Consider the following 26501-nt stretch of genomic DNA (forward strand, 5'->3'; position numbering starts at 1 on the left):
TTTGTAAGTTAAAAATTACGGAAAACCTTAATTTGACTAAAAATACTTACAAATAAGGAGGCACTCTCATTAATTTTGTGGAGTATGTATGTAATTGATATTTAGTTTTTTGCTAAAAAAGCAATTATAAAAAGGCAATGATGAATGCCTTTTTACAACTGACTTTTAAATATTTACTTTTGAAGAAAAATATTTTATGGAATGAATGTTTGTGGTTGAATATCGTCAATCATGCGTTCAAAAACATCATTATTTGAAGGACTTGGCGCGCTATTCATCAAAATTTCACCGTTTCTACCAAAAATGACATAGCGTGGAATTTGTTGTACCTGCAAGGCTTTCGCCAAAGATGATTTATTGCCTTTTAGAAGCAAATAGGAATTCCTAAAATGTAATGTTTCGCTCAGTTCTTCTTGTTTGGCTAGCCATTTTTCTTTGTCGGTATCAATGGAGAGATAAATCCATTCTACATTGTTTTCCACGGAAAGCCGATCCTTAAACGGTTTATGTTCTTTAATTTCTTTGATACATGGCGGGCACCAACTTGCCCAAAAATCGACTACTTTTATTCGTTTTGTGGAGCGGTCAAAAATATCTTGCAAGGTTATCGTATCGCCCAAATGATTCACCATTTTTGCATACAAAGCTGACTCGGATAACTTAAAATCATATCGCAATATATCTTTTTTAATCGCTTCCATTTTAGACGTATACGATGCTTTGTCTTGAATGGTTTTGGAGAAGTTGTCAATCAGTTGCAACATATATTTTCTATTTTCCTCATTATAGGCAAATCCTTCATTGTAATAATCCCAAATCATTCTTCCTGTTGCATACTCTTTTAAATCGCCATCCAAATGATTGTCAATATACATTTTCTCAGCTTCTAGCTTTTCCTTTGAATACAATGGATAATCAGAGGTTTCAAAATAATGACGGATAAAATCGTTTAGACAATTTTTAAAATAGTGACTATGATTCAATGCACTACGTGAGGCTATAAAGTCCTTAATTTTAATATTGTCAAGATAATCTGAAATATCAAAAATAATTTCTTTTTCAATCGCTTCTTTTTGTATCAAATTTTTTAAAACATCAGATTGGTTAAGGTAGATATCCAAGCTAGTTGACTTTACATTTCTTGGGTTGATTAAATTAAAATAGTATTCAAACTTTAAAAAATCATTGAAAACTTTTGTAAAATTCTCAGAGAGAGAATGTTTGTGATAATATTTTGTGGCAAATTCTAGTTTGTCATCATAAATAGATTGAATTGTCGCCTTGTAACGATGAATGTCGTTTTGATAATATTGTTTGGAATAATCACGCGTATTTTCTTCTAACAATGTATATAAATTGTTTTGCGCTGCGTTTTTTCCAGTAAAAAGAATTTTTTTATTCTTGACCTCAAAAGAAACGTTATCACCAGGAGAAACATAAATATAGGTGCGATAAAAAGCTTCATCTCCAGAAGGACTAAACTCCATCAGCATAGGTTTTTTTATATCTTTTAGGACAATTTCACCAGAATTTTTATTGATAGTTTTTTCAACTTTTTCATGTGATTTACCAAAAAGATATGTACTGTTCATTAAATTTGGACGTTTAAAAATGCCCATATCTTTTGATTTTCCTGCAATAACAATATTCCCCTCTGAAAAATTGTTACCAATCTTACCAGATTCTTCCTTTGTGTAATTAGTAATTAATATGATTACAAATATTACTGCAATAAATGGTATATACGAAGAATAGATTTTTTTTGACATACATCTTTATATAATATGTGATGAGATAATTATGAATCAATATCCTTTAAGGAAATTGACAATTTAGGTTGCAGTATACAAATCAAAAACATTACAAATTTGTCTTTTAAATGTACCTGATAATTGAGAAGAATCTAAAAGTACAATTAATACAACTCAAAAAGTAAGTATTTGCATGTGAATTACTGCAACTACAGCCAAACATAGAAGAAACATTGACCAAATAACTCATTAAATAATCTATTTTGTCATAAAAGCTTTTCTATTATTTATAACTTAGGTCAATTCAGGAGTATTTCCTCTGCCAACATGTAATCTCGCGGATCTCTATTCTAGTAAGCTTGTGTAAGTTTTTTGAATTCTTTTTTTTCATGATGTAAAGTTTTAGTGTTAACTGTTGATTGACGGCTTTTTTGCTATCAATGAATAAAATGATTCTCTAATTTTGGCTTAAAAGGGTACGGAGCAAGTAATTTTAGTATTAAAAGGTGCAAACTTTCTGGGAAGAGGTAAAGGGATATTTTTTTTAAATGAAGAAATATGCGCATAAACAATGAACAGCTTATAACTTGAAATGTTCGTGGCAAATTCATTCTGATATAATTTTAATGAAACGTATGTTTTTTCGATTTTAAAATTATGCGAAATAGTAAAATCCTACATAAATGTAAGAAAATATATTAAATAAAATGAATTTTGACAGTTTTTTAACTAAAAACATGACAAAAAGTAAGCTTTTATCCTCAGAATTGATGATTTTAGTATGTGATTGTGCTATGCAAATGTCGTAGAAATATGATATGAATGGCGATTCAAAAACGTGCTAAAATGAAGCTAGATATTTAAAAACGTATCAATACGCATATTTATTCCATCGCTTTTCCGATATCGTCTATTTCAGAAAACGTACTACTTGTTTCTCTGAGTGTTGTCTCTAATTTAGAAATTTTATGAATAAAATATAAAGCGCATGCAATAGCGATAAGTGTCATTACTTTTGATGCAATAACATATCCGTTTGCGTCCGAAAAAGCATCAATATCTCCAGCAGATATAGCCTTTTCTTGTACTCTTGCCGCAAAGCTTTCAAAAAAAATACTTCCAATATATAAAAACCACCAAAGGCCAACAAAAGTAGCATCTTTATCAATCCTGAAACTACTGTTTAACTCTTTAATTGCATATTGAGTTTTTAAGAAGATTTCTTTTCCCTCCTTATATGGACGATAAAAATTGAGTAAAGGGATGAAAAATCCCCAAGCAGCACCATTTTCACTATATTCCATTGGTTGATGTCTACGTATCAAGTTACCGTAAGCTCTTTTAAACCAGCGTACAAAAAATACAATTATAACAATGTATAGTACCAATCTAAACACATAAGTAATTTTTAATACCAAATCTAGGAACTCAATACTCTCCAGTTCTTCTCTCTTGTATGAAAAATTTTGTAAAAGACTATTTTGATAAAAAATAAGAAGTATCAATATAACATTAATACAAGCTGCAACAATAAATACCAATATGGTATCCTTACTTCTTGAAGAATTATCTTTAACGTGTTCTATCATATTATTTTGTTATTATCGTATGCGGATAACCATCCAAGGTCCAATCAATTACCAAACCGCCAGCCAAACTTTTCGCAATCGCTTTTCCATACAAATATTCACACAAATACAAAGCGGCTTCAAAAGATTTTGCACCGCCAGCAGACGTAATATACTTTCCATCGTGTACAAATAACGTGTTGTCTCTGATGTCTAACTTCGGAAACATTTTGCGCATCTTCTCAATATCGCTTGGAAACGTTGTGGAAGCTACATCATCCAACAAACCTGCTTTTGCCAACACAAACGCACCATCGCAATGTGAAGTGACAAATTGTGCCTCTTTCGCAACGTTTTGTACAAAAGAAATCATGGCTTCATCTTCCAAATCACTATCTAAATGATGCTCCGCACTCGGAACGACCAATATATCAATTTTTGGCAAACTATCTTTCAAATAATTAAAATCAGGGAGAATACGCATACCTTCAAACGTTCGCACAGGTTCGTCGGTATTGGCAACCGTAAATACATTCATCGCTTTGATATTTTCACGATATATCGTGTGTTGAAAAATATCATACGGCGCAGTCAATTCGGTATTATACACGCCATCCATAATCAAAAAACCAACATTATAACGATTCGGTTCCAGCGTTGGGAATTGCTTTTTTGGAGTGCTTTCTTCTTGAATTTCCGTTGACGAAATGTTTGCATCTTTCGAAGCATTCGTTTCACAACTCACAATACAAAGCATAAACGTTAAAATGAGGAGTATTTTTTTTATCATCATATAATAGCGATTAATAATTTGTAAATTTAGCCATTAAAAAATTACAAATCCTAAGGAATGAAATGAACCTTCACACTATTTTGACAAAAACTCAAAATAATGATGAGACATTCTATCCGACCAAACCTGAAAAATAATAAAAATCATAGATGAAAACCTTTCTAAAATTCACCCTAATTCTAGCATTTTTAGGTGTTTCCTGTACCAAAACGTCAAAAACGACCAAAGACACCGCTGAAGTTGAAGATACCTATGTACAAGATCATTATGACAAAAAAGAAGTGACAATTGAAATGCGCGACGGAATTAAATTGCATACAACCATCTATTCGCCAAAAGATAAAAGTCAAACCTATCCTATCTTGATGATGCGAACGCCGTACAGTTGCAGACCGTATGGCGAGGATAAATTCCGCAAAAAAATTGGTCCAAATGTACATTTGATGAAAGAAGGCAACATCATTGTATATCAAGATGTTCGTGGTCGTTGGATGAGTGAAGGTGTGTATGACAATATGCGTGCCTACATTCCAAATAAAACAGATAATACACAAATTGATGAGTCTTCCGATACGTATGACACAATTGAATGGCTGGTAAATAATGTGGAAAATAATAACGGAAGAGTAGGAACGTGGGGAATTTCATATCCAGGTTTTTATGCTACGTATTCTACGATTGACGCGCATCCAGCACTAAAAGCGGCTTCTCCGCAAGCGTGTATTGGCGATTTCTTTTTTGATGATTTTCATCACAATGGCGCGTTTTTGCTAAGCTATTTTAGAGCGGTTTCTCTATTTGGAACGATGAAAGATGTGCCGAAAGATTCTGCTTGGTACAAATTACCCGATTTAGGCACCAAAGACCAATACCAATTCTTTTTAGATGCTGGACCGTTGAGCAATTTGAACAGTTATTTTGAATACGAAAAATTAGACAATGTCATCACGTCAAAATCTGATGAGGTAGACGATGTATTTTGGAAAGAAATCATTGATCATCCAAATTATGACAGCGTTTGGAAGCCGAAAGGATTGATTCAAAATTTAAAAAACATAAAACCATCTGTTGCCACGATGATTGTAGGCGGATTGTTTGATGCGGAAGATTTATACGGACCTTTTGAAACCTATAAAACCATCGAAAAATACAATCCCGAAAATTATAACACTATGGTTTTTGGCCCTTGGGATCACGGAAGATGGTCGAGTAGTGATGTGAAAAATTTTGTAGGGAATTACTATTTTGGCGATTCTATTTCGCTCAATTTTCAACGCGATGTGGAAACGAAATTTTTCAATCATTTCTTAAAAGGTAAAGGTGATAAAAATACAGGATTGCCAGAAGCGTATGTTTTTGATTCTGGAAAGAAAGAATGGAATAGTTTTGAGAGTTGGCCGCCAGCAAATACGGTAAAGCAAGACATGTATTTGAATGCCAATCAAGAATTGTCAACAACCAAAAACGGCAATACAAAAGAAGTGTTTGTAAGCGATTTAAAACGTCCGGTTCCGTATTCAGAAGATATTAAAACCGTGTTTACGCCAAGAAAATACATGACAGACGATCAGCGATTTGCCGCACGTCGCCCAGATGTGTTGATTTTTGAAACGGATGTGTTGGAAGAAGATGTTACCCTTGCGGGAGATATTCTAGCAAAATTACAAGTCGCAACTACAGGAACCGACGCCGATTGGATTGTAAAAATCGTAGATGTACATCCACCAGATGCGGAAGAACAGGAAGAAGGCATGCAAGATCACTTGGCAATGAGCAATTATCATTTAATGGTGCGAAGTGAAGTGATGCGCGGACGTTTTCGTAATAGTTTTGAAAACCCAGAACCGTTTATTCCGAATCAGAAAACAGCGGTGACTATTAAATTACAAGATGTGCTGCACACTTTTAAAAAAGGACACAAGCTTCAAATTCAAGTGCAAAGTACTTGGTTTCCATTGATTGACTTGAATCCGCAAACGTTTGTACCCAATATTTACAAAGCTAAAGAAGAAGATTTTCAAAACCAAACACATACCGTTTTCAACGATTCTAAGATTGAGTTTACAGTGTTGAAGTGATGTTAGAATCGCTGGCGTTTTAGATTTTTTAGATGGTTAGAATCGCTTTGCTTTTAGATGGATGGAAGTGCTTGCGCACTTTGGTATGCTGGTATTTTTGTAGGTTGGTATATTGGTTTCGATTTCGAGTTCTCAAATTCAAGTTCATTTTCACAAATTGTCCCTTCGAGTGATTTTTCGTAGAAAAATTGTATCGAGAAGTGCTGTGAAACGTCATTACGAGTCAGCATGATGAAGTAATCTGTTTATAGAAAAACGGTTGTGTTATTTGAAGTAAAAGATTGCCGCGAATTTCTATGAAATTCTCGCAAAGGCGTATCAAATAATAAAGCAAATACATTTCAAATCAAAATAGAATTTCGCTAGAAATTCAAAAAAAACACTGATACATCGTTACATTGAAAAATTAGTACATTAAAAAAAATCAGCTTTACAAAAAGCTGATTTTTTTATACTATTTTGAAGCAAACAACTTGACATCTTCTTCAGAGACTTCTTTGCCTCCTAAAATTATCAAGCGTTCTATGACGTTTCTGAGTTCTCGGATATTTCCTGTCCAATCGTATTCTTGGAGTAGTTTTACAGCTTTGTCAGAGAATTTTTTCGGAGCGTTTCCTTGTTCTTTGGCAATTTTTCCCCGCAAAGTGTTCAATCAACAATGGAATGTCATCTCTGCGGTCGTTTAAGGCAGGAACTTTAATTAAAATTACCGCCAATCGATGGTATAAATCTTCACGGAATTTTCCGTCTTCAATTTCCTTTTTTAAGTTTTTATTTGTTGCAGCAATCACGCGAACGTCCACTTTAATATCTTTATCGCTTCCCACACGTTGCACACGACTTTCTTGCAAGGCACGCAATACTTTCGCTTGTGCAGACAAACTCATATCGCCAATTTCATCCAAGAAAATTGTTCCACCATTCGCCGCTTCAAATTTTCCAGCTCGGTCTTTATTGGCACTGGTAAACGCACCTTTTACATGTCCAAATAATTCACTTTCAATCAATTCGCTTGGAATGGCTGCACAGTTCACTTCAATCATCGGACCTTTGCTACGATCGCTTTTTTGATGTAACCAATGCGAAACCAGTTCTTTTCCCGTTCCGTTTGGTCCAGTAATGAGCACGCGTGCATCGGTTGGTGCTACTTTTTCAATAATATCTTTGATTTGCTGAATGGCTTCCGAATCACCAATCATTTCGTAGTTTTTGCTGACTTTCTTTTTAAGTCGCTTGTTTTCAACTACCAATTCTTTTTTGTCAAGTGCATTTCGAACCGTATTTAGCAAACGGTTTAAATCTGGCGGTTTCGAAATATAATCAAATGCGCCTAAACGCATTGTGTTTACTGCGGTATCCAAATCACCATGTCCTGAAATCATGACAAAAGGGATTTCTGGCTTTATCTTTTTGGCAGCTTCCAATACTTCCACACCGTCCATTTTTGGCATTTTTATATCGCACAGCACCAAGTCGTAATCTTGATTCTTAATCAATTCGATTCCAGCCAAACCATCTTCCGCTTCTGAAACTTGATAAGCATCATTTTCTTCCGATAAAATTTTTACCAAAACCCTGCGAATCGCAGATTCGTCTTCTATCACTAATATTTTAGACATTGTCTTCTATTTTTTATTAAATATATGTACATCTCTTTGCGGGAAAGGAATGGTTATGTTATGTTCTCTAAACAACCTATCGACCTCAAAACGCAAATCACTTCGTACATTAAATGCAGTAAAACTATTGTTGAGTGTAAATACCAATTTAAAGTCTAGCGAACTGTCTCCAAAGTTAGTAAAAAGCACTGTAGGTTCAGGCTCTTTTATCACTTCTTTATGATTTTCTGCAGCTTGTAAGAGGAGTTTTTTTACCAAAGCAACATCACTTCCATAGGCAACACCAACGGTAATAGATTCACGCGTGGTTACGCCATTTTGTGTCCAGTTGTACAAACTGTTAGTCAAGTATAAATGATTGGGAATGATGAGTACTTTATTATCAATGGTCACCGCTCTGGTTGTACGTAATTTGATTTCTTCTACGCGACCAACTTTGTCTTCGATTTCAATAATATCGCCTACATGCACCGTTTGATCAATTAGAATGAAAATTCCAGAAATGATATCTTGAAAAAGCGTCTGCAATGCCAATCCAATTCCAATCAATAAGGCAGCAGAAGCGGCAAAAATTCCTGTGACGTTTACGCCAACAGCACTCAGCGTGACTAATACAATTACAACATACGAAAACCAAGTAGCGTACGAAAAAATGCTTTTAAATTTGAGTTTGTTTTCACTGTTAAGTTTTCTGGTGACAAAGCGTTGAAACAATCGTAACAGTATATTGGCGAGTATTAAAACGACACAAAGCACCAAAATATGCTTGATACTGATTTCTATTGTTTTACCAAGATGAATCGATTTGTTGAGAATGTTGTTGATTTCTTCCATTTAGTACTTTAACCACTTAAATATTTCCTTGTAGCTTGGTTTCTTCCCGTACATTAAAATACCTACACGGTAAATTTTGGACGCAAACCAAACGGTTCCTACAAAGGTAACATATAAAAGTAATATGGAAATGAGTTGCTCCCAAATTGGTACACCAAACGGAATTCGCATCAACATTACTACAGGTGATGTAAACGGAATGTATGAAAATACCGTAGCAACGGTTCCGTGCGGATCATCTAATACGGTAAATCCACCAACATATACTGCGAGAATCAACGGCATTAAAATCGGCATCATAAATTGTTGTGTATCCGTTTCATTGTCTACCGCAGCGCCAATGGCAGCGTACAATGAACTATACAACAAATATCCACCAATAAAAAAGATAAAAAACGCAGCTAATAAGTTCACAATTGGCAAACTATTGATGAGTTCTGTAATTTGAACTTGAAAGTTTACATCTGCACCTTGTTGAGCTAATAATGCTTGTTGTTCTGCGGCTTGCGAGCCGATAAGGTCAATTCCGAAAACAAAGCTGATGATGACGAGTAAAATTCCACCAAAAACAATCCACATTAAAAATTGCGTGATTCCTGCTAAAGAAGTTCCGATGATTTTTCCCATCAACAATTGAATCGGTTTTACAGACGAAATAATGATTTCAATAATACGATTCGTTTTTTCCTCAATCACGCTGCGCATAATCATATTTCCGTAAATGATGATAAACATAAACAGTAAATATCCTGCGGCAAAACCAAATCCGAGTTTGGAATAGTTGATGAATTTTGAGGTGCGTTCGCCCGTAAATGTTTCTTGTCCAATAGACACATTCATCTTCGAATTTTTTACAACGTCAATATCTACATTGTTTTGCAATAAAGTTTCTTGGGTAAGTTTTCGACTCAAAATCGCTTCTAGTTTTGAAATGATTTTTTGTGAAGGCGAATCTTCTGAATAAAACTTAATTTGTCGCGCAATTTCTTCCGTAGACGCCATTTGACGAATGTGCAACAAACCGTATTCTTCCGTTTCTTGGACTTGCTTTTTGGCTTCTTCCAACGTAATTCCTGTTAGAAGTTTATACGTAGTCATTTCATCTTTCTGTGCATTTTCAGTCAAAAACACCTCTGAAATTTTTCCAGTTTCATCCAAAATCGAAATTGTACGTTCTTGATTTTTGTTTAACTGTGTCAAATACACAACTAACGAAATCAATCCGATGAAAATTAACGGACTTAAAAACGTCATGATGATGAATGACTTGTTTCTAACTTTCGTTAGATATTCTCTTTGGATAATTAGCGGTAAATGGTTCATGTCTAATTATTATTTTCTACGGTTTGAATGAATATATCGTTAACGCTTGGAATGACTTCCACAAAGTGATTGACTTGTCCTTTTGAGGTTAAAAAGGATAGCAAATCGTTGGCAGTATCGCCATTTTTAAGTTGGATGTTTACTTTTAAATCGTCATTAATCGATTTAAAATCAGCATCCGTAACGTCAAATTTTTCGTTGAGCATGGAGCGCAACTGTAGATTGTCTGCTGCGCCAATACCAACTTGATAGGTATTGCTTTTGTATTGACGTTTTACATCGGTCAACTTTCCATCTAACACTTTATTGGATTTGTGAATCAGCGCAATATGGTCGCACAATTCTTCAACCGATTCCATTCGGTGTGTAGAGAAAATTACCGTGGCACCTTCGTCGCGTAGTTGTAAAATTTCGTCTTTAATTCGGTTTGCGTTAATTGGGTCAAAACCACTAAACGGTTCATCAAAAATCAACAACTTTGGTTGATGCAACACGGTAACGACAAACTGTATTTTTTGCGCCATTCCTTTGGAAAGCTCTTGAATCTTCTTGTTCCACCAATCGGAAATTTCGAATTTTTCAAACCAATATTTCAAGCGTGCTCTGGCTTCTTTTTTGCTCAACCCTTTCAATTGTGCCAAATACAACGCTTGTTCACCAACTTTCATCGATTTGTACAAACCGCGTTCTTCGGGCATATAGCCAATATCTTTGATGTGAAATTGCTGCAACGGCTCGCCATCAAGTAATACTTGACCTGAATCGGGCGCTGTAATTTGATTGATAATTCGGATAAGGGATGTTTTTCCAGCACCATTTGGACCAAGCAGTCCAAAAATGCTTCCTTTCGGCACATCTATAGAAACGTTATTCAATGCGGTGTAATCACCATATTTTTTTACGACGTCTTTCGCCTGAAGAATTGAACTCATAAAAAGTTTTTTATATAAGTAATGATCTTAGTTGATTTGTTACAGCAAAAATAGCATTCATTATTGTTCTTGAAAAATCGCTTTTGAAGCGACGGGAGTTTGAAATATAATTACAATAATGTCAATCTATTATAAAACAAAACCCACCCTTAATGTGATCAAGGATGGGAAAAAATTGCTATGAAAAAGAAAAAATTACTAGCTGGTCTCAGCCAGTAACTTATCAAAGATAGTTTTTTTTTCGTAATAGCAAAAAAATTACGAAAACATGTCTTTGACTTTTTCAAAAAATGATTTATCACTCTTCTCTGGATTCGGTACAAAATTTTCCTCATTTGCCATTTTTTCAAAGAAGGTTTTCTGTTCTTTCGTCAATGTTTTTGGCGTCCAAACGTTGATGTGTACTAGCAAATCGCCTTTTCCGTATCCGTTGACACTTGGAATTCCTTTTCCGCGTAAGCGCAATATTTTTCCTGATTGTACTCCTGATTCAATTTTTATACGAACTTTTCCTGTTACGGTGTCAATTTCTTTAGAAGTTCCTAAAGCGGCTTCTGAAAAACTGATATATAAATCGTAATGTAAATTGTCACCTTCGCGTTTTAAAACTTCGTGCTCTTTTTCTTCAATTACGACTAATAAATCTCCCGAAATTCCATTGCCAGGTGCTTCATTTCCTTTTCCAGCTACTTTGAGTTGCATGCCTTCTACTACACCCGCAGGAATTTTGATAGAAACCGTTTCTTCCTTTGTTAGCATTCCTTGTCCGTCTGCACCAGCTGGTCGTTTGTCCATCACTTGTCCAGCGCCACCACAAGTACTACACGTTGTAGAGGTTTGCATTCTTCCCAAAATAGTATTGGTAATGCGCGTCATTTGCCCAGAACCGTTACAGGTTTCACAAGTTTTATAGGTTACGCCAGGCGCTTGTACTTTTCTACGAACTTTTACCTTTTTCTCAACACCGTTGGCAATTTCTTCAAGGGTAAGTTTTAAACGAATTTTAAGACTGCTTCCTTTTACACGGCGTTGTCTTCCGCCGCCGCCAAAGCCGCTAAATCCGCCACCGCCGCCAAAGGCTCCACCGAAAATATCACCAAACTGACTGAAAATATCGTCCATATTCATTCCGCCGCCGAAACCGCCACCGCCAAAGCCGCCGTTTTCAAATGCTGCATGGCCATATTGATCATAGCGCGCGCGTTTGTCATCGTCACTCAATACTTCATAGGCTTCTGCTGCTTTTTTAAACATTTCTTCCGCTTCTTTATCATCCGGATTTTTGTCAGGATGATATTGAATTGCTTTTTTGCGGTATGCTTTTTTAATTTCAGCTGCCGAAGCTCCTTTGCTTATTCCTAATATTTCGTAATAATCTTGTTTCATTTTGTTTCAGCTTGTGTTATAAAGGTCCTTTCGTTGCGGGGAACAACTCAAAATTATTGTCCTACCACTACTTTTGGATAGCGAATGATTTTATCGCCTAAGGTGTATCCTTTTTCGAGAACGTCAATGATTTTCCCTTTCATGTCGTCCGTTGGCGCAGGAATTTGTGTGACTGCTTCGTGGTCTTCCGCATCAAAAGTATCACCAGCATTGACAGTCATTTGCGCCAAGCCTTTTGCTTTGAGTGTTTCTTTGAATTTATTGCTAATCAATTCAACACCTTTTTTCAAATCTTGCACTTCTTTGTCATCAATTTTTGCAATTTCTGCCAAAGCTCTATCAAAATCGTCCAAAACTGGCAACATGGCAACTAAGACATCTTTTCCTGCCGTTTTGAACAATTCTACACGTTCTTTACTCGTTCTTTTTTTATAGTTTTCGAATTCGGCAAACAGACGTAAAAATTTGTCTTTTTCCTTTGCCAATTCCTCTTGTAATTTTTCTTCTGTAGATGGTTCCTCTACTGTATTTTCAGTTGCTTCAGCTGCTTTTGCTTCTTCATTTACTGCTGTTGCTTGCTCTTTTTCTACGGTATTATCCTTTTTTTTGCTCATGATATTATGTCCAAAAAATTTATTGTTTTCCTTTTAAGATGGCAAAAGTACTGCCATTTCTCGTAAAATGTCAAAATGTCACGAAAAATATTTTTTAACATTTCGAATATAAAATTTAGACAGTATTCGTAATTTTACAGAAAGACTTTATGAACTAAAAAAAATAGGTATGAAAAGAAAAATTTTAAGTTTGATGACTTTCGCAGTAATGACAATACTAGTTATTTCTTGCGGAGAAAAAAAGAACGAGACCAACGCAGCTGATGCGAAAGCTGAAAAAGAGATTACAGTAGCGGCAGTAAAGTACAATGTTGATCCAGCCAATACGACTGTAACATGGAAAGGTTCTAAAGTGATTGGAGGAAGTCACAACGGAACGATGAATGTGTCTTCAGGAACTTTTGCCATGAACGATGGAAAGTTGGAAAGCGGAAACTTTATCATTGATATTACTTCGTTGAAGGTTTTAGATCTTCCTGAAGGTAGTGATGATAACGCCAGTTTGAAAGGTCATTTGTTGTCAGCAGATTTCTTTGATGCAGAAAATCATGGAAATGCAACTTTTTCTGTGACAGGAATTAGTGAAAAAGACGGAAAAACGATGATGGAAGGAAATTTAACCTTGAAAGGTGTAAAGAAAAATATTTCGTTCCCTGTAGCAATCAGTACGGAAGGTGATACTGCTAGGATTGTAAGCGAAGTGTTCACTATTAATCGGACGGATTTCGGAATGAAGTATGGTTCGTCTTCGTTTTTTGACGATTTAAAAAACAAAGCAATTAGTGACGATGTAGAGTTGTCAGTAAGCGTTACTGCCACGAAAGAAGCTCCTGTTCAGTAGTTTTTTGATATGCTATTGAATGTCAAATCGAGCGCAGTCGCAATTCAATTGAAGTTTTAGCTTCTCTAAAGTGTTCTCGACTGCGCTTGAACTGACAAACGGTTGTTTCTATGAAATTATAAAGATTTTAATGATTTCTTATTCTTGTACTAGAATAACGTCGCTGGCTTAATTGAAATTTAAAAACAGTTTTATTTTTTAAGTAAATTTTCCAACGCTGGTGTTAATGCTGGAAATTTGTGTTGGAATACTGTACTTTCTAATTTTTCTGAACTTACTTTTTGACTCGAAAAGAGCAGCGTACTCATTTCTCCCAATACCAATTTCATCATAAATTTAGGAATGTTTGGCATGAAGAACGGCTTTTTAAGCACACTTGCAATTTCTTTGGTAAGGAGTTTGTTGGTGGTTGGATTTGGACTGACACCATTGTAAACGCCTGTAATTTGTTTGGAGAGAACGTGTACATACACGCGTGCAATATCATCCAAATGAATCCACGATTGCCATTGTTTTCCAGAACCCATTGCCGCACCAACGCCATATTTTACCGGTTTTGCCATTTCAACCAACACGCCGCCTTTTTCTGAAAGTACCAAACCTGTTCGTATGATGGTGACAGGAATTTCAATAGATTTGAATTGATTGGCGTGCAATTCCCATTGTTTTACAACTTTTCCAAGAAAATCATCTGCTTCTTTTTCAGTGTCTTCTGCGTAATATTCAGTGAGTGAACTTGGATAAATAGCCGTTCCAGAAGCAGAAATGTAATGTTTTATTGTGTGGTCTTTTTTGTTACGAAGGACTTTGAAGAGTATGTTTGCCGTGTCTACACGACTGTTCATAATTTCTTGCTTGTAAGATTCTGTCCAGCGTTTGGCAATATTAGCTCCTGACAGATTTACAATCGCATCAACGCCTTCTAGGCAGGCTTCGTCTATTTCTCCTTCGGCGGGATTCCAGTGAAAACCTTTATAATTTTCAGAGGTTTCAATTTTGCTTTTCCGCGTTGTTAAGTAATGTATTTGATGATTTTCTTGTAAACAGAGTTCAGTCAATGCCGAACCAATTAATCCCGTAGCACCGCAAATTAGTATTTTCATCGCAATTAGTTTTCTTCTTCCCTGTAAAAATACGCTAAAAAGAACAGATATAGTGAGTTGTGCTTTTGTTGAAGTCTTAAAAGTTAGTTAAATGTGTGCTTTTTTAAGAAGAAGCTATTGTTTTGTAGCACGTAACATTTCGCGTTTGCCTGGCGGTCCTGGTAAGCGTTCTACTTTGAAACCAACTTCTTGCATGGCGCGTCGTACGCTTCCTTTAGCGGCATAAGTGACCAAAACACCATTGTTTTTCAACGCATTGTACATTTTTTGAAAGATGGTTGCAGTCCATAATTCAGGTTGTACGCGCGCGCCAAACGCATCAAAGTAGATGAGGTTAAAGGCTTCTTTGTCGTCAATTTGTTCGAAGAATTGTTGCCGTTTGGTGAGTTTGAAGTTTTCTGAGAGTTGCACTAATTTTTCCCAATCGCAGGAATGCATGTTGTGAAAGGTTTCGGCATGGTTTTCGGCTTGCAACTCGCGGATGTAGTTGAGCTGAGACAATTCTGCGGAAGCGACAGGATAGGCTTCCACACCAACATAGTTAATGGAAAAGTTGTGTTTTTCTGCTTCTAGAAAGGTCATAAAAGCATTCAATCCTGTGCCAAAACCCATTTCGAGAATGTGAATTTGCGCAGGATTGAACGTGTTTTGTAGATGATGCAGTCCCGTATTGATAAAAACGTGTGCTGCTTCTTGAATAGCACCATGCGTGGAATGGTATTGTTCATTCCATTCTTCTAGATGAATCGTGGTAGAGCCATCTTTGGTGGTGATGATTTTTCGCTTCAAGCTTAGTTTTTCAATAATACTCCGTCCGCTACAAACGAAAGTGTTTTTGAAGGTTCTGTGATTTTAGCGATTTCTTCTTCAGATTTTCCAGCGTCTTCAGCATAGTGTTTTAATTCGTCTACAGAAGTTTCTTGCACAAATGCTTTTCCGTTTACAATTACTTCTCCTTTTGCGTCTAATGGCATGAAAAATCCGTAGTCTTTAAATCGCACCATTACTTCTTCGTCGTTTCCAGCATCTAAGCGCATCCAGCATCCTTTTTTAGAACAAACCGAGTTGATTTTTGACGTGAATTTTACATTGATAGTATCACCAACTTTCATGTTATCGTACTTTTCTTTGATTTCTGCTGCAGTGAGTACATTTTCAGCATCAATTTTTTCGCCATACGAAGCGTACGCCATTTCTGGAGCTTTTGTTTCTTGTTTCGTGTCAGCAGTTTTGTCGGTGGTTTTAGCATCTTTACAAGCGATTACCGCAGTAAAAGCCACTAAAAAAAATACAATTTTCTTCATGTTTATTAAATATTTCTTAAAATTATTAAGGTTTTGTTGTGAATCTTTAATTTTACGAACCAAATTTTGTTGAAAACTAAGATTTTTTTAAAGTTATTATTTATGTAACTTTGCACAAAATTAAGAATAAATATGATGAGTGACCTTTCTATTGATATAAAAATTTCCAAAGTTTCTGAGAGTAAGATACAAAGTGTTGATTTTAACAACTTAACCTTTGGAAAGGTGTTTACAGACCATATGTTTGTGTGCAACTTTGTAGATGGCGCATGGCAGACACCAGAAATTAAACCGTATCAGCCACTCACTATTGATCCTTCGGCGCGCGTGTTTCATTACGGACAAGCAGTTTTTGAGGGAATGAAAGCGTTTAAAGATGCTGATGACCAGATTTGGTTGTTTCGCCCGGAAGATAATTTTAATCGTATTAATAAATCGTCGCATCGTATGGCGATTCCAGAGTTTCCTAAAGCCTATTTTTTTGAAGGATTGACGCAGTTATTGCGCATGGAAAGCGATTGGATTCAGAAAGGAAAAGGAAATTCATTATATATTCGTCCGTTTGTGATTGCGACTGAACCTGCAATTTCGGCCTCGCCTTCAAATTCTTATAAGTTTATGATTATTTGTTCGCCTGCACAATCGTATTACGCAGGTGAAGTAAAGGTATTGTTTGCGGAGCAATTTAGTAGAGCTGCTGATGGTGGTGTTGGTTATGCAAAAGCAGCTGGAAATTACGGAGCACAGTTTTACCCGACGAGTTTGGCACATGCGAAAGGATATCAGCAAATTATTTGGACAGATGCCAATACACACGAATATTTGGAAGAAGCGGGAACGATGAATATTTTCTTTAGAGTAGGCGATACGTTGTTGACTGCGCCAACGAGCGACCGTATTTTGGACGGAATTACGCGAAAAAGTGTGATTCAGTTGGCAGAAGATAACGGCATTACCGTTGAGGTGCGTCGTGTTTCGGTAGCTGAGATTAAAGAAGCTGCGAAAAACGGTTCGCTAAAAGAGATTTTTGGTGCAGGAACTGCGGCTGTTATCAATCCAATTGCGGGATTTGAACATGCAGGTGATGCGTTTGAGTTGCCAAAATTAGAGAACAGTTATGCTTCTTTCTTTAAAGAGAAATTGATGAATATTCAATACAATCTTTCCGAAGATCCACATGGTTGGAGATATGGAGTTTGATTTTTGGTTGCTGGTTGTTAGTTGCTCGTTGTTGGTGATGTGCGACTTTTAGATTGTTAGAAACTTAGATTATTAGATATATGAAAAAGTGACTTCCTTTGGAGTCACTTTTTTGATTTATTTATTTTGTCATTTTGAACTTCAAAATACTTCTCGATACTAATTTGCTTTCATTTCGACAGGCTCAATGAGCAGCAAATTCACTCGAAGTGACGGTTTTGATTGACGATTAACGATTGCAGATTTTTGATTTTCGATTTTTAATTGAAGTTTATAGGTTTATAAGTTTAGGTGTTTAGTCTTTTGAAAAAATCTCACTACTCACATCTCAAAACTATTTTTCCAAAATTTTTCCAATATTTGGTTTGAAGTAATTTGGTCCTTTTAGGACTTTTCCGTCTTCGCGATAGATAGGTTTTCCGTCGGCGCCGAGTTTGCTCATGTTGCTACGTTGAATTTCTTCGAATACTTCCACGATTTTGTCTTGCATTCCGTGTTCAATGATGGTTCCGCAGAGAATGTAGAGCATATCGCCGAGAGCGTCGGCAACTTCTACCAAATCATCATTTTGAGCAGCTTCTAGATATTCTTCATTTTCTTCACGCATGAGTTTGTAGCGCAGTAAGTTTCTGTTTTCTCCAATATTGGCAGTTGGTGTGTGTTTGATGCCCAATCCGAAGGCTTCATGAAATTCAGTTACGGCTTCAATGCTTCTTTTCAAAATTGTATTCTTTTTAGATTTTTATAGTGGAAATATACTTTATTATTCAGCACATTTTTCAGGATTTTTGATTTTATTTTGAAACTTTTATTAACAACTGTTTCGGTTTAATTCGTAATTTTGCCAAAAATAATTCACGCTATGTTTACGACAGGTCAGTTAATTTTTGCCGCTTTTTTTATCATCGTTTTTACAGTGATAATGGTGTATGCGTATCGAAAAGATTTACAGTTGCACAAGCGTCATTACAAAGGAAGTTTGCGTGTGTTATTGGTTTTTATTCTCTTCATTATCACCATTGTAGTGATTAAGAAATTTATTGTTTCTTAAATTTTTATTCTTTTCTGTTTGCCATTTTTTTGTAAATTGTAGGAAAACTAACTAACTGACATCAAAATATAGATACTTTTCATTGCTGTTTTTACAGTAATAGGATTCCCAAATCGTTACAATTTATATTGCGAGTGCTGATAGTTTGTTTGTAATAAATACTATTTACATAATGATTACAGTCGCTATTGCAGAAGACCATCAGGCATTGATTGATGGTATGTTATCGTATTTGGAATACGAAGAAGATATTTCAATTGTAGGATGCGCCAACGATGGAGAAGCGTTGTTGGAAATCGTTCGTCGAAAACAACCTAAAGTCGTGATTTGCGATATCCGAATGCCCAAAATGGATGGTATTGTGGCGACGCGTCACATCAAAAAAGAATTTCCACATATTAATGTATTGGCTTTTACGATGTATGACCAAGATAAGGCGGTGCAGCAAATGTTGGATGCAGGTGCGACGGGTTATATTTTGAAGAATTCCCCGTTAAAAGTCGTCTTGGAAGCCATTCACACCCTTTCGGAACACAAAACGTACTATGATGCCAAGTTGAATATTGCGGAAGTTTCTAAAAACAGTTCGAAGTCAATTTTATCACGTCGCGAAAAGGAAATTCTGGCACTCATTGCACAGCGAAAGACCTCACAAGAAATCGCCGATTTACTATTCATTTCAAAATCTACTATAGACACACATCGCAAAAACATGATTCAAAAGCTCCAATTACAAGGCGCTAATGAGTTGTTAGGGTATGCGATAGAGCAGAAGTATGCTTTTTAAGGGCATTTATTCAAATGATTTTGAAAATACCTATATGTGGGGATGTTTTGGTGGTTGGGATTTTGGGAAATTTGTGATGTAAATAATTTTAAGTATAAATTATGACTTGGAGTAAGGCTAACTCAATATTGCATAGATATGCAGAATCCTTATTGAAAACAGAAGAAATTCAATATTTAGCAATCGTTAATGATGCTGATTCGAATAATGATAATGATTTTGCACTTGAATTGGGAGTAAGTTTCGATATACCAACTCAATTAGATAGGCCATCTACTCATATTGGTTTTCAAAATCCGGCCTTTTATTCTTCTAAGAGAGACAAGATTGATTCTTATAATAAAGAATTATTCATAAACTTACCCGAGATAGAACCTATTAACGAAATTACAATAAGGAAAGTAAATAAAATTTCTTCACAAAGTACTATTCCTGTTGAACAGGGAAATAGAATAAAAAGCTCAAATAAAGTAAATAAGGGTACTATTGGAGCTCTTGTGAGGTTAGATAATTATCCCGATGATTATTTTATATTATCTAATTGGCATGTATTAATGGATGATAGTGGGGATATGAGTCATAATATATTGGATGATCATAAAAATGTTATTGCAGAACCATTTTGGGGAATTAATAATAAATATTATGACATTGCTTTAGCTAAAATTATTCCAGGTTATAATGTTGAGCAATCATACGAAACAGCTTCAGTGAGAGATTATAATAGCATAAAACTAGGTATGGATGTAGAAAAATTTGAATATATAGGACCGAGAAAAGTTAAAAAAATCATTTCGTCAAATGCATTTGTAAAAGTATATACAAATGACACAACTACAAATTATAAAATTTATAAGAATCAAATCTTGGTTGAAAAAGTTTCTGTTAGTGGTGATTCGGGTTCGGTAATACTAAGTTCAGATAGCAAAGACGTAATCGGTTTAATTTTCGCAGGCGATAGTCAAAATGTAACAGTATGTAATCATCTTCATTTACTTGCAAATTTTGATAATATAATTCCAAAATACCTTTATCAATATGGTAAAAATAGTTATTTAATGCCCGAAATAAGCTTTAGAAAATTATTAATAAATAAATCCTTTTCAGAATGAGATTAATTAAATTAGACGATGCCTCTCCAGCAATTGTAGAGAGAATTTTTAAAGAAGAATCATTAGAAGTTAGTGCTGAAGTTCACTTTGATAATGTAACTAAAGAAATATCTAGAATCACACTATACCAGAGTAAACATTACGTAAAATATAAATTTTTGCATAGCAATTTATGCGTTAAAAAATTTACAGATGTAGGAATCAATAATTTATCTATTTTAGAAATTCATTATTTATTTGATTCATCTATTAATGTTCCTGTTGAAAAAGATGATTTTCAAGTTGAAATTCCAAACAAAATCAATTTGAAAAGAGGCGATGTAATCGGGGTAGAAATCAAAGAGTATAAAAAAAATGGAACAGGTACTGTGCTACCAGATACATGTAATTTTAATTTGATAAATCCTACACCTGAAACCAAAAACGGAGCAATCATAGTAAGTATATGATATGAAACTACTTTTACATACAAAAAAACTTATTTTACCAGCACTTTTGTTAGTTGCTGGTTTTTGCGTTTCTCAGAATTCACTGTTAGACTCTTTGTCAGATAACTTTAATAAATTTTCTGTAGAAGAATCTAGACAATTATTAAAAAAAATTGACACAACTGAACTAGAGTCTTATGATAAAGCTTTATGGTATTTCTATTCAGGATTGAATTACCGAAAAAATGACCAACATGATTTGGGATTTAATGATTTATTGATAGCAGAAAAAAAGTTTTCTTCTCTTGACAGTTTAAAAGAGGCAGCAGACACTAACTACGAACTTCATATTTTATTAAGTCATCAAAATGATTTGGAGATAGACTCGAAATCATATTTGAACAAATATTCTGAGTATGCGAAATCCCAAAAAGACACCTTAAAATTAGCACGTGCATATTCAAGAATTGCATCGGATTATATGAATTCTGATGATTTTTATAATTCTAAATTTTATTATGAGAAAACTTTAGAGCAACTTCGACTCATCAAAGACACTTTTCGAATTGCAGCTGTAGAGATGAATGTAGGGACTTTATATTATTCAGTTAAAAAAGATGTAGATTCCGCTTTGTATTTTTATGAGAAGACGTTACCTGTTTTTGTTGACAAACAGCATAGTATTCTAATTTCCAATAATTATAATAATCAAGCCAAAGCGTATGAATTAAAAGGAGAGCCCAAAAAAGCTGTATTGTTTTTAGAAAAAGCACTTTCTCTTGTTAATGAGTCTAACAAAAAAACAAGATTATTATATTATGATAATATTATTAGAAATCTAGAAAAAACTAAAGATTACAAAAAGTTAATTTCATATTACCAAAAATGGAAAACTCTTAATGATAGTATAAATGATATCGCTCAAAATATAAATATTGCTGATATTAGTGAAAAATATAAAACTGCTGAGTTAAGAGCAAATCAAGCAAAAACAAACACCTACCTAACAATCGCACTAGCGCTACTCGCCCTAGTAATAATCTCTGCATACCTACTCCAAAAAAATACCCGAAAAAAACAACTCCTTGCCGAACAAGCCAAAGACCTAGAAGCGCAAAAAGTAGAAAACCTATTGCAAGAACAAGAACTCGCGAGTATTGACGCTATGATTGAAGGGCAGGAAAAAGAACGCAAACGCATTGCGGAAGACTTACACGACGATCTCGGTGCATTGATGGCGACTATCAATCTGCATTTGGAAAATGTAGGTTCTGAAAATAGTCCGAATGCACTTTCTAAAACAAAATCCTTGTTGGCAGAAGCGTATGACAAAATTCGAAATTTATCGCATGTCAAAAATGCAGGAGTTATTGCGAATGAGGGCTTATTGGTTGCTGTGAAAAATATGGCATCAAAAATCAGTAGCGCAAACAAAATTGACATTGAAGTCATAGCGCACGGATTGGAAAACCGATTGGAAAACTCACTCGAATTATCGCTATTTCGAACCATACAAGAACTGATTACCAATTGCATCAAGCATGCAGAAGCTACTAAAGCAACGATTCAACTCACACAATTTGAAAACAGCTTAAATATCATCGTAGAAGACAATGGAAAAGGTTTTGATACGCATACTATCAAAGAAAAAGGAATCGGACTCAATAATATAAAAAAACGCATTCAACACTTAGAAGGAACATTTACTATTGATAGTACTGTTGGGAAAGGAACTACTATAATTCTTGATATTCAAATTAAATAAATTGACACACATATGTATTATTTTTTAAATTACATAAGTCTAACATAAAATCATTTTATTATGAAAAAAAGAAATTTGAAAAGTATCAGTATTAAAAAAACTCCAATCTCTGATTTGCGACAAACAGAAATTAAAGGAGGACCAGAAGTGAAAACAGGAAATATTTTAGTTGGAGGTGTAGTAGCTCATAAATGTAAAAAAGTAAATTAATATTTTTAGTTTTTACAGAAAATTATCAGAAAGTTAGAATTGACTATAAAAAAACATAGGTGATTCTAACTTTTTGTGTTAATAATGAACTTATTTGTCAAAAAACACATCAAACACTTGGAGGGAACGCTGATAATTGATAGCACCATCGGTCGCGAAACTGCCATTGTGGTAGATATTACTTATTTAACGGAATTTTAAAATACCCAAAGATGGGTATAGAATTAGCTCAAATAATACAATACTTTTATTAAAATCTTAAAATTAATTATTATGAAAGCTTATTCACTACATATTGGTTTAAATTATATCGATCAAAATCATTATAGTTGGGATGGAAGGCTAAAGGCTTGTGTAAATGATGCAACAGATATGGAATACATTATGAGTTCTTTAGGTTATCAAACAAAAAAATTATTAAACGAAAATGCGACTAGAGAAAATGTAACTAAATACATAAAAGAATTGGCAAACAAGTCAAAAACAAATGATATAGTTGTTATCACTTATTCTGGTCATGGAAGTGTAAAGCCAGATTTTAATTCAGATGAAGATGATGATTTAGATGAGACTTGGTGTTTATACGACGGTGAATTAATTGATGATGAATTAAGGGAATTATGGACACTTTTTAAAGACAAAACTAGAATAGTCTTTATTTCTGATAGCTGTTTTAGTGGCGATGTGGTAAGAATGCATAATAATCCAACAAATGATTTACAGAGAATCACAAATATAAATATTGTAGATAATAAACTAGCTTACAAATCAACACCATGGGAGATTGCACATACGACATATTACAGAAATAAAGAATTCTATGATTTAATACTAAATAAAAAACAAATGATTATAGATAAAGATATTAAAGCATCAATAATATCTATATCTGCAAGTTTGAGCAATGAGCCTGCTTATGAAGGTTTTTTTAACGGGGAATTTACCAATCATCTAAAAAAAGTTTGGAATGGAGGTAAGTTTTCTGGAAATTATCGACAATTCCATCGTTTAATTACAAAATCTATTACAAGACCACAAACACCTGAAATAAAATATATAGGGCGACCAAACCCTAAATTCTATAAACAATCTCCATTTCAAGTGAAATAGTTAATGTGAGGCTATTAACAAATAGCTTAAAAATAGTACATTTATGTAAATTAACAACAACCAAAACACCATGAAATTATTCTCACTTTTAATTGCCTGTTTTTTTTGTGTAACGATAGTATATGCTCAAAAAATTCCCGAAAGTACATTCAAAAAACAATTAGAAAACAAACAAAAAGAACTCTACGAAACAGTAGATAAAAAGGAAAAGCTATCAAAGGAAATAGCAACGCTTGAAAATGAAATCATAGCTGAGAAAGATGAGACTAAGAAGAAAAGCAAGATTGAAAAGAAAGTAGCACTAGAGAAGCAAGAGAAAGCGACTAAAGAAAAAATTGTAACTCAATGCAACGATTACAGAGAGTATAGAATGTTTTTAAAAAAGCATCAAGATGTTTCGCAGGAATATTTAGATAAATTTAAAGTGCGTGTCTGTGATTTTTATACAGATGCTACCGCAGAAAATGAAAAACATGCTGATGGAGTAGAAAAAATACTAAAAGAAAAACAACAGGAAATAGCGAAACTTGAACAAGAAATTTTTGCGTCAGATGCTGAAGTAGCAACTGCGAAGAATAACGTAAATACTACGAAGAATCAGATAAAAATAGAAAGTGCTGAAAATAATCGAGTTGAATTAAAGAAAAAATTAGCTAACGAAGAAAATATATTAGAACGTAAAATTGAAAATAATAAAAAATTAATTTTCAAAATTAACAGCAAGTGCCAAGACTTCTCCAATTACAAAAAAATGCTAAAAGAAAAATACAATGTTGAAGATATTATTTTAGAAGCATATAAAGTTCCTGCTTGCACGTTGTATGTTCAAAAATCAGTTGCTTCCGCAGAAGAAACAAACGATGCCAAAAAAGAAATTGAAAAAAGAATCGCATCGATTGACGCTATTGTAGACCTTAAAAAAGAAATTGAGCAAAAAGTAATTGCGCAAGCTGCCGATGTTAAAAAACTAGAGGTTGAAATTAGTTTGGAAAAAGATGAAGACAAACTTGAAAAGCTAAAAGAGCAGTTGGAAACTGCTAAAAAAATCAATAGAGAACTTGTTAGAAAAAACGATGAAACTTTAGCGTTGATACAAAGTTCTTGTAAAGAATTTAAAGCATATAAAAAGTTTCTCAAAAAAGAAAAAAATATTGATGCCGCTGTCGTTGATGCGTATGCATCTGAAAAATGTGGTTTATACGCAGAAGAGGTAAAAAGGGATACGAAAAAATTTATCATTGTTGGTGATAACGAACCTATTAAAAAAGAAGACTTACTCAGCAATGAAAATACACAAAAAGTATTAGCAGATGTGTTTAGTATTGATAGCAAAACCAATTTAGGGACGTTTGAAATTCCAGGAGACAATGAAGTGATTAATTTATACGTTGATAAAGAAGTTGTTGAAAAGACTGACAAACTTGAAAATTTTAAAAACACAAAACTCAATAAAGAAGCACCTGATAAATTGATTACGGTGGAAACAGCAAGTGATATTGTAAGTAGTAATTATAAAGAGGTTCCTAAAAAAGCAATTTTCAAATCGATTCAAATAGAATTGTTAGATGGTGGTATTGTTGATTCGCGACTTATTTTAGAATCGCTCGATGGAAAAATACATTTTTACTTTGAAGGAACCGATCCAGTGAGTTTACTAAACTATTCTCGAAGATCTCCACAAAGAGGTGCGGCTCTCAAATTTTCTCACTATGTAAGTCTAAATGGAGACAATATTTATAATAATCAAGCATTAGAGGAATTAAGAGTACGATATACGGACGTATTGGATTACCATCCAAATGCTGGAAATAATTATGTGCCAGATGATGTTTCATATACCTTTCCATCCAAAGAAGATGATGAAGAGAAAACTAAAAAAAGACGCTCATATCAAATCATCAATAACAGTCATTTACAAAATGTATTAGATATTCGTACGTACACAGATTTCATTGGATTGTTCGGTGATGAAGCAAATGGATTATTTCAGATAGAAGGAAAAGCTGATTTTTTTATTCATCCGTTTAACTTTAGTAAAACCTCTATTTACATATTCAAAAAAGTATCTCCTTATGTGCGATATTCTCGTTTGGACAAAGAAGATAATTTTGTAGAAGCATTACCATTGCCATTGCCATTGCCAGACTCTCTTAATCTTGACTTATACGAATTTGAAAATAGAAAGCTTTCCATTTTGGAAAAAACTAATTTGGAAATGGGCTTCAATACGAATTTTTTCCAATTTAGATTTGCCAAAGAAATTCCATTTTGGATATCTCTTTACGTCCCGCTTAGCTATCATGTGACAAATGTAAAAAGACAAGTCCCTGAAGAGGAAACAGTCGATTTTGATGCTGACGAACTTATAAATTTTAGAACTTTTGGTGTGGGAATTGGGGCAAGTATTGAATTGAAACGCTTAAATAATTTTGGACTCAACGTAGGCTTTGAAGTAAAAAAATACTCAAATGTCGGGCAATACGAAAAGAACAATATTATTGAACCTAGCAAATTGGAAACAAAAGCTGTAAACGCTGAAATTTTCTACTATCCAAACAATAACAAATCACAATCTGTTTTCTTAAGAATGCGAAGTATTCATGATCTTGGTAGCAGTAAAGATGCTTTCTTTCAACTGCAATTCGGATATCGCTTTACCTTAGGATTGGGTGCAGTAAAAGCAAAATAAAAA

The 26501-nt window shown here is 34.3% G+C and carries 23 protein-coding genes and 1 pseudogene; 11 read left to right on the plus strand and 13 right to left on the minus strand.

Features of this window, described 5'->3' with window-relative positions:
• Window positions 1-194: 194 nt before the first annotated feature.
• The 3 genes from C8N46_RS16935 to C8N46_RS16945 form a co-directional block, all read right to left on the minus strand.
• The gene (locus C8N46_RS16935; protein WP_108116228.1) at window positions 195-1769 is read right to left on the minus strand and encodes a TlpA family protein disulfide reductase; all 1575 of its coding nucleotides are present in this window, start codon (window positions 1767-1769) and stop codon (window positions 195-197) included.
• Between the two features lie 866 nt (window positions 1770-2635).
• Window positions 2636-3340, minus strand: coding sequence for a DUF4328 domain-containing protein (locus C8N46_RS16940; RefSeq protein WP_108116230.1), 705 nt, complete (start codon window positions 3338-3340; stop codon window positions 2636-2638).
• A gap of 1 nt (window position 3341) precedes the next feature.
• Entirely contained in the window at window positions 3342-4106 is a 765-nt protein-coding gene (locus C8N46_RS16945; protein WP_245896923.1) for a DJ-1/PfpI family protein, read from the minus strand.
• A 155-nt stretch (window positions 4107-4261) separates the two neighbouring features.
• Here C8N46_RS16945 and C8N46_RS16950 point away from each other — a divergent pair, with 155 nt between their 5' ends.
• Complete coding sequence (locus C8N46_RS16950; protein ID WP_108116232.1) at window positions 4262-6190, plus strand: CocE/NonD family hydrolase; 1929 nt, start codon at window positions 4262-4264, stop codon at window positions 6188-6190.
• Between the two features lie 454 nt (window positions 6191-6644).
• On the opposite strand, the pseudogene C8N46_RS16955 reads toward C8N46_RS16950, so the two are convergent.
• The 6 genes and pseudogenes from C8N46_RS16955 to C8N46_RS16980 form a co-directional block, all read right to left on the minus strand.
• A pseudogene (locus tag C8N46_RS16955) lies at window positions 6645-7809 on the minus strand (sigma-54-dependent transcriptional regulator).
• A 6-nt stretch (window positions 7810-7815) separates the two neighbouring features.
• A complete protein-coding gene (locus tag C8N46_RS16960; RefSeq protein ID WP_108116234.1) occupies window positions 7816-8643 on the minus strand; it encodes a mechanosensitive ion channel family protein in 828 nt (275 codons plus the stop codon).
• Window positions 8644-9966: an ABC transporter permease gene (locus C8N46_RS16965; RefSeq protein WP_170110097.1), complete on the minus strand. Its 1323-nt coding sequence runs from the start codon at window positions 9964-9966 to the stop codon at window positions 8644-8646.
• 2 nt (window positions 9967-9968) lie between these two features.
• The gene (locus tag C8N46_RS16970) at window positions 9969-10898 is read right to left on the minus strand and encodes an ABC transporter ATP-binding protein (protein WP_108116237.1); all 930 of its coding nucleotides are present in this window, start codon (window positions 10896-10898) and stop codon (window positions 9969-9971) included.
• A gap of 258 nt (window positions 10899-11156) precedes the next feature.
• The gene (dnaJ, locus tag C8N46_RS16975; RefSeq protein WP_108116239.1) at window positions 11157-12284 is read right to left on the minus strand and encodes a molecular chaperone DnaJ; all 1128 of its coding nucleotides are present in this window, start codon (window positions 12282-12284) and stop codon (window positions 11157-11159) included.
• A gap of 53 nt (window positions 12285-12337) precedes the next feature.
• Window positions 12338-12898 (minus strand): nucleotide exchange factor GrpE, encoded by a 561-nt coding sequence (locus C8N46_RS16980; RefSeq protein WP_108116241.1) that lies wholly within the window; start codon window positions 12896-12898, stop codon window positions 12338-12340.
• A 169-nt stretch (window positions 12899-13067) separates the two neighbouring features.
• Between C8N46_RS16980 and C8N46_RS16985 the strand changes: the two genes are divergently transcribed.
• Window positions 13068-13739, plus strand: a complete 672-nt coding sequence (locus C8N46_RS16985; protein WP_108116243.1) for a YceI family protein — start codon at window positions 13068-13070, stop codon at window positions 13737-13739.
• A gap of 191 nt (window positions 13740-13930) precedes the next feature.
• Here the strand turns inward: C8N46_RS16985 and C8N46_RS16990 are convergent, their stop codons facing one another.
• The 3 genes from C8N46_RS16990 to C8N46_RS17000 all read right to left on the minus strand — a co-directional run bounded on the left by C8N46_RS16990 (window position 13931) and on the right by C8N46_RS17000 (window position 16146).
• A complete protein-coding gene (locus tag C8N46_RS16990; protein WP_108116245.1) occupies window positions 13931-14842 on the minus strand; it encodes a TIGR01777 family oxidoreductase in 912 nt (303 codons plus the stop codon).
• Window positions 14843-14956: 114 nt separating this feature from the next.
• Window positions 14957-15631, minus strand: a complete 675-nt coding sequence (gene mnmD, locus C8N46_RS16995; RefSeq protein WP_108116247.1) for a tRNA (5-methylaminomethyl-2-thiouridine)(34)-methyltransferase MnmD — start codon at window positions 15629-15631, stop codon at window positions 14957-14959.
• Between the two features lie 2 nt (window positions 15632-15633).
• Window positions 15634-16146 (minus strand): DUF4920 domain-containing protein, encoded by a 513-nt coding sequence (locus C8N46_RS17000; protein ID WP_108116249.1) that lies wholly within the window; start codon window positions 16144-16146, stop codon window positions 15634-15636.
• Between the two features lie 135 nt (window positions 16147-16281).
• Here C8N46_RS17000 and C8N46_RS17005 point away from each other — a divergent pair, with 135 nt between their 5' ends.
• The gene (locus C8N46_RS17005; protein WP_108116251.1) at window positions 16282-17346 is read left to right on the plus strand and encodes a branched-chain amino acid aminotransferase; all 1065 of its coding nucleotides are present in this window, start codon (window positions 16282-16284) and stop codon (window positions 17344-17346) included.
• Window positions 17347-17680: 334 nt separating this feature from the next.
• On the opposite strand, the gene C8N46_RS17010 is transcribed toward C8N46_RS17005, so the two are convergent.
• Window positions 17681-18067 (minus strand): pyrophosphohydrolase domain-containing protein, encoded by a 387-nt coding sequence (locus C8N46_RS17010; RefSeq protein WP_108116253.1) that lies wholly within the window; start codon window positions 18065-18067, stop codon window positions 17681-17683.
• 141 nt (window positions 18068-18208) lie between these two features.
• On the opposite strand from C8N46_RS17010, the gene C8N46_RS17015 reads away from it, so the two are divergent.
• From C8N46_RS17015 to C8N46_RS17045, 8 genes are all read left to right on the plus strand, one after another.
• Entirely contained in the window at window positions 18209-18397 is a 189-nt protein-coding gene (locus tag C8N46_RS17015; RefSeq protein ID WP_108116255.1) for a hypothetical protein, read from the plus strand.
• 172 nt (window positions 18398-18569) lie between these two features.
• A complete protein-coding gene (locus C8N46_RS17020) occupies window positions 18570-19184 on the plus strand; it encodes a response regulator (RefSeq protein WP_108116258.1) in 615 nt (204 codons plus the stop codon).
• Window positions 19185-19285: 101 nt separating this feature from the next.
• The gene (locus C8N46_RS17025) at window positions 19286-20296 is read left to right on the plus strand and encodes a trypsin-like serine protease (protein WP_108116260.1); all 1011 of its coding nucleotides are present in this window, start codon (window positions 19286-19288) and stop codon (window positions 20294-20296) included.
• Window positions 20293-20745, plus strand: a complete 453-nt coding sequence (locus C8N46_RS17030) for a hypothetical protein (protein ID WP_108116262.1) — start codon at window positions 20293-20295, stop codon at window positions 20743-20745. Before C8N46_RS17025 ends, C8N46_RS17030 begins: the two co-directional genes overlap by 4 nt.
• A 1-nt stretch (window position 20746) precedes the next feature.
• Window positions 20747-22489, plus strand: a complete 1743-nt coding sequence (locus C8N46_RS17035; RefSeq protein ID WP_108116264.1) for a tetratricopeptide repeat-containing sensor histidine kinase — start codon at window positions 20747-20749, stop codon at window positions 22487-22489.
• Between the two features lie 60 nt (window positions 22490-22549).
• Complete coding sequence (locus C8N46_RS20630) at window positions 22550-22699, plus strand: hypothetical protein (protein ID WP_158269191.1); 150 nt, start codon at window positions 22550-22552, stop codon at window positions 22697-22699.
• A gap of 273 nt (window positions 22700-22972) precedes the next feature.
• The gene (locus C8N46_RS17040; RefSeq protein WP_108116266.1) at window positions 22973-23809 is read left to right on the plus strand and encodes a caspase family protein; all 837 of its coding nucleotides are present in this window, start codon (window positions 22973-22975) and stop codon (window positions 23807-23809) included.
• A 70-nt stretch (window positions 23810-23879) separates the two neighbouring features.
• Complete coding sequence (locus tag C8N46_RS17045; RefSeq protein ID WP_108116269.1) at window positions 23880-26498, plus strand: coiled-coil domain-containing protein; 2619 nt, start codon at window positions 23880-23882, stop codon at window positions 26496-26498.
• Window positions 26499-26501 lie beyond the last annotated feature (3 nt).

It is taken from the genome of Kordia periserrulae (assembly GCF_003054265.1).
In the GTDB taxonomy this organism is placed as follows: Bacteria; Bacteroidota; Bacteroidia; order Flavobacteriales; family Flavobacteriaceae; genus Kordia; species Kordia periserrulae.